This window comes from Fannyhessea sp. (assembly GCF_986145555.1).
In genome coordinates this window covers 1-5,068 of the sequence record NZ_CFRCNA010000042.1, presented here as the reverse complement: position 1 = coordinate 5,068, position 5,068 = coordinate 1, and the positions used below count along the sequence as shown (strand labels likewise).

General features: G+C 42.4%; 2 protein-coding genes and 2 pseudogenes. All 4 read left to right on the top strand.

What is annotated here, in order from left to right:
• Nucleotides 1-287, top strand: a pseudogene (locus tag AC5GD6_RS05965) (N-acetylglucosaminyltransferase); the annotation flags it as partial.
• 158 nt (nt 288-445) lie between these two features.
• Nucleotides 446-1,960, top strand: a complete 1,515-nt coding sequence (locus tag AC5GD6_RS05960; RefSeq protein WP_048596508.1) for an IMP dehydrogenase — start codon at nt 446-448, stop codon at nt 1,958-1,960.
• Nucleotides 1,961-1,971: 11 nt separating this feature from the next.
• A complete protein-coding gene (leuS, locus tag AC5GD6_RS05955) occupies nt 1,972-4,629 on the top strand; it encodes a leucine--tRNA ligase (protein ID WP_491846458.1) in 2,658 nt (885 codons plus the stop codon).
• Nucleotides 4,630-4,844: 215 nt separating this feature from the next.
• Nucleotides 4,845-5,068 (top strand): annotated as a pseudogene (locus tag AC5GD6_RS05950) (ribosome maturation factor RimP); the annotation flags it as partial.

Sequence of the window (5,068 nt, the reverse complement as noted above, 5' to 3'; positions counted from 1 at the left end):
CTGCTGAACTCGCTATGTGTATAGCTTCACTTTTTGTTACATTTTTATCAATGTATATAACGTTTTTTGTCTTGGGAGTTATTACAACTATTTCTGAGAGAAAACACATTCATTCACATAAGAGGTGGCGTGTTATTGCAAATATGTTTACGTTTCCGCTTTTTATGATGACCTATATTCCAATTACGGTTGCTGCTTTGTTCAAAAAAGTTGAATGGGTGCCTACCAAACATGATATTGCAGTTAATTTTGATCAAGTGATGAGTGAAGGAACACAGAACATATAAATTGCAAAGGTTTGCAAAGGTGCTACAATCTATACAATTTAAGGTATAAGCGGATGTGTTGTTTATCTTATCAACAACACACAACGCAAAGAGCAACACATGTATCGTTTCAAGCGGTATATATTACAGTACAGGATGTCGAGCCAAAGGAGATTGGGATGGCTAAATTTTTTGAGGAAGAATCGCATACATTTTCGGAGTATTTGCTGGTACCAGGATATTCCTCAAGTAAAAACATTCCGTCTAATGTTTCGCTCGAGACACCTCTTGTACGCTATGCAAAAGGTGAAAAGCCTTCTATTACCATGCATATTCCTATGGTTTCAGCTATAATGCAGGCCGTTTCTGGCCCTCGTCTTGCTATTGCACTTGCGCAAGAAGGGGGCATTTCTTTTATTTACGGTTCTCAAAGTCCCGAGAATGAAGCGCAAATGGTACGTGAGGTTAAAAGTTACAAAGCTGGTTTTGTCATTTCTGATTCTACGCTAACTCCTGATATGACGCTTGCTGATGTTTTAGAGCTTAAAGAGCGTACTGGTCATACCACCATGCCTGTTACCGAAGATGGTACTCCTACTGGTAAATTCTGCGGTATTGTCACATCTCGTGATTATCGTGTGTCTCGTGATGAACCACAAAAGCCTGTGCGTGAATTTATGACAGCAGCATCAGAGTGTATAACCGCAAATGCGTCTACTTCGCTTAAAGAGTGTAACGATATTATCTGGGAGCAAAAAGTTAATCAGCTTCCCATTGTTGATGATAACGGTAATCTTGTTTCTTTGGTATTTCGTAAGGATTATGATTCTCATAAATCTCGTCCAGATGAATTGCTTGACGAGCACAAACGCTATATCGTTGGTGCAGGTATTAATACACGCGACTATGCACAGCGTGTACCTTTGCTTATAGACGCTGGGGCAGATGTATTGTGCATTGATTCATCTGAAGGTTTCTCTGAATGGCAAAAGCTCACTATTGATTGGATTCGCGAGCACTATGGTACCAGTGTAAAAGTTGGTGCTGGAAATGTTGTTGACGCTGCTGGATTTAGATATCTTGCTGATTGTGGCGCTGATTTTGTTAAAGTTGGAATCGGTGGCGGTTCAATTTGCATTACACGTGAGCAAAAAGGTATTGGCCGTGGTCAAGCTTCTGCCTTGATCGATGTTTGTCGTGCTCGCGATGAGTATTATGAGCAAACAGGTGTGTATGTTCCTGTATGTTCTGACGGTGGTATTGTCTACGATTATCACATGACACTCGCTCTTGCGATGGGTGCCGACTTCCTTATGTTGGGTCGTTATTTTGCACGTTTTGATGAAAGCCCAACACGTCGTCTTAACGTAAACGGATCCTATGTTAAAGAGTATTGGGGCGAAGGCTCTGCTCGTGCACGCAACTGGGCGCGTTACGATTTAGGCGGTAAAAAGAAAGCTCTGTCATTTGTTGAAGGCGTTGATTCATACGTTCCTTATGCTGGACCACTTAAAGATAACGTTGAAGGATCGCTTACAAAAGTACGTTCTACCATGTGTAACTGTGGTGCACTAACGCTTGCTGAACTTCGTGATAAAGCACGTATTACGCGCGTTTCTGCTACGTCTTTGGTAGAAGGTGGCGCGCACGATGTTATGTTAAAAGACTCAAATTCCGATATGAACTTTAGGTAGGGAGAGCCTCTATGTCACAAAATTCTCAGACTGCACACGAGATTCCTGTTTACAACGCAGCACAGATCGAAACAAAATGGCAAAATGTTTGGGAGCAAAACAATAGCTTTGCTACAGATTCAAAAAAAGATTGTCCTAAGAAATATGTGCTTGAGATGTTCCCTTATCCTTCTGGTGATCTTCACATGGGGCACGCACGCAATTACACCATAGGCGATGTAATGGCTCGACAAGCGCGTATGCGTGGATTTGATGTATTGCATCCTATGGGTTTTGATGCGTTTGGTCTACCTGCAGAAAACGCTGCTATCAAGCATCATACCGAGCCCTCTACGTGGACATATGCTAATATCAACCAGGCAATTTCTACCATGAAGCGCATGGGATTTTCGTATGATTACCAACGCATGTTTAACACCTGCGACCCAAGTTATTACACCTGGGGTCAGTGGATGTTTATTAAAATGTGGGAAAAGGGATTAGTCTATCGTGGAAATTCCTTAGTAAATTGGTGCCCTGTTTGTAAAACCGTTCTTGCTAATGAGCAGGTTATCAACGGAAGATGCTGGCGCTGCGATACAATCAGCCAAAAAAAGAAGCTTTCACAATGGTATTTTAAAATTACCGCTTATGCTCAAGAGCTTCTTGATGACCTTGATACGCTTACTGGCTGGCCAGAAAACGTTATTTCTCAACAAAGAAATTGGATTGGCCGCTCTGTTGGTACCGAGATTGATTTTTCTGTTCTTGCCGCCTGCGATAGCGACAAGCTTGTGAGCAAAGAGACGGAATTTATCACCGATGAACAGCGTTCTTCTTTGGGTGAGCTCGAAAAACTTACGGTATTTACCACGCGTGCAGATACGATTTATGGTGTATCGTTTTTGGTGCTTCCTCCCGAAAGTGAAGTTGCTGCAAAATTAGTTCAAGGAACTGCTCACGAAGAGGAATTTCTAAAACTTAAAGCTGCTACCGAAAAAATTTCTGCTGTTGATCGTCAAGGATCTCACCGCGAAAAGAATGGCGTATTTACCGGTCGATATGCCCTTAATCCTGTTAATAATCGCCTGGTACCTATTTGGATTGCCGATTATGTCTTAAGTGATTATGGAACTGGTGCTGTTATGGGTGTTCCATGCGGTGACCAGCGCGATTTTGATTTTGCTCAAAAATATAATCTTGAGATTGCGCCTATCATTTGCTCTCAAGATGACGACCTCTACAACGAGCTGTGTAATGAAAAAGAGCTTAAAGTGCGCCATGTCACGTGGGATCAAGCAATGGAAGCTCAGGGTTATCTTGTGCAATCGGGTCCCTTTACGGGAATGAAGGGTGGTAAGCATTCTCAAGCCGAGCAAGCTATTACCGAGTATCTTACCAACAAGGGTTGCGCTCGTAAGACCGTTCAATATCGCCTGCGTGACTGGCTTATTTCTCGTCAGCGTTATTGGGGAAATCCAATTCCTATGATTCATTGTGACGCATGTGGTGATGTTGCGGTTCCGCTTAAAGATTTGCCTGTTTTATTGCCTAAACACTTAAATCTTGAGAATGGCCAAACGCTTGCTGATTCAAAAGAATTCTATGAAACTACCTGTCCAAAATGCGGAAAGCCTGCTCGACGCATTACTGATACGATGGATACGTTTACCTGTTCAAGCTGGTATTTCTTAAGGTATTGTGACCCTCATAATACTGAGCTTCCTTTCTCAAAAGAAGCCGTTGAGCGTTTTATGCCGGTAGATAACTATATTGGTGGTATCGAGCACGCTATTTTGCATCTTTTGTATTCACGTTTTTGGACAAAAGTTATGCGCGATTTAGGCTTGTGTTCAATCGACGAGCCGTTTACCAATCTTTTGTGCCAAGGTATGGTTCGCGATGAACATGGCGATACGATGAGCAAATCTAAGGGTAACGTTGTACCACCTTCAAGTGTTATTGAACCATTTGGTGCTGATACCTTGCGTTTGGCAATTTTGTTTATTGCGCCGCCCGAGAAAGATTTCGATTGGGATACCGAAGTTGTCCAAGGCACTAATCGTTTTCTCAAGCGTGCATGGCGTCTTGCTTGGCAATTTATTTTTGCTGCACGCGATGCAGGTCTTAGCACAACCATAGTTCCTAACGATTCTGCTTTAGAGCACGCAAATCTTACTCACGCCGAGCAAGAGCTTGTTCGCGCGCTTCATACGCTTGGTCTTAAATGCACACGTGACTTTGATAAAAATCAATTTAATACTGCTATTTCTGCAGTTATGGAGTTGGTTAACGCTGCGTCTAAGTGTTATGTAGATCAACACGAAACACTTAATCCTCATCTTGCCCTGCGTTTGGCGCATGACATTGTTTTGCTGCTTGCTCCTGTGTGTCCACATTGGGCTGAAGAAATTTACCAGCAGGCATTTGTTGATACTTCAAAGCCCTTTGATTCGATTTATGATGCGTCTTGGCCTGAGTTTGATGAAGCACGTACAAAACAATCTCGCATCGAAATTGTTGTTCAAATCCAAGGTAAAGTGCGTGGCCATGTAGAAGTTGATGCTGATGCTTCTTCTGAGGTTATCCAACAAGCAGCTCTTGAAAGTGTTGCCGCTCAGCTTGAAGGAAAAACGGTGAAAAAAGTAATTGTGATTCCTCATAAATTGGTAAACATTGTTGCTTGCTAGTTTTTCCATGGTTGAACCCATCTTGCGTTTATTGTCTGAGTGCTTTTGTGCTGCGTTTGCGTGCGTGCTGTATGTAAACGTGCATATGTTGTGGTGATACGTTTGTTGTGTTACACTGAACGTAAGTTATTTTGACTTTTGTAAGGAAGTAAGGTTTTTCGACCTTGCTTCCTTTTAATATGAATCGGTTATATGCTGTGTGGTGAGGAGTGCACGTGAGCTTAGAAGATATTCAGACAACCTTGCTCAAGGCTTTGGAAGAAGCAGCTACGCCAAGAGGCATTGATATTGTTGATGTTGAACTAGCTGGAACGAGAACAGCTCCGGTTATTCGCTTGCGTATCGACCATCTTGATGAGACTTTGCCTACTATTACGCTTGACGAAGTTGCCGCTCAAAGTGAATGGATTAACGAAGTTCTTGATAGTCTTGATCCAAT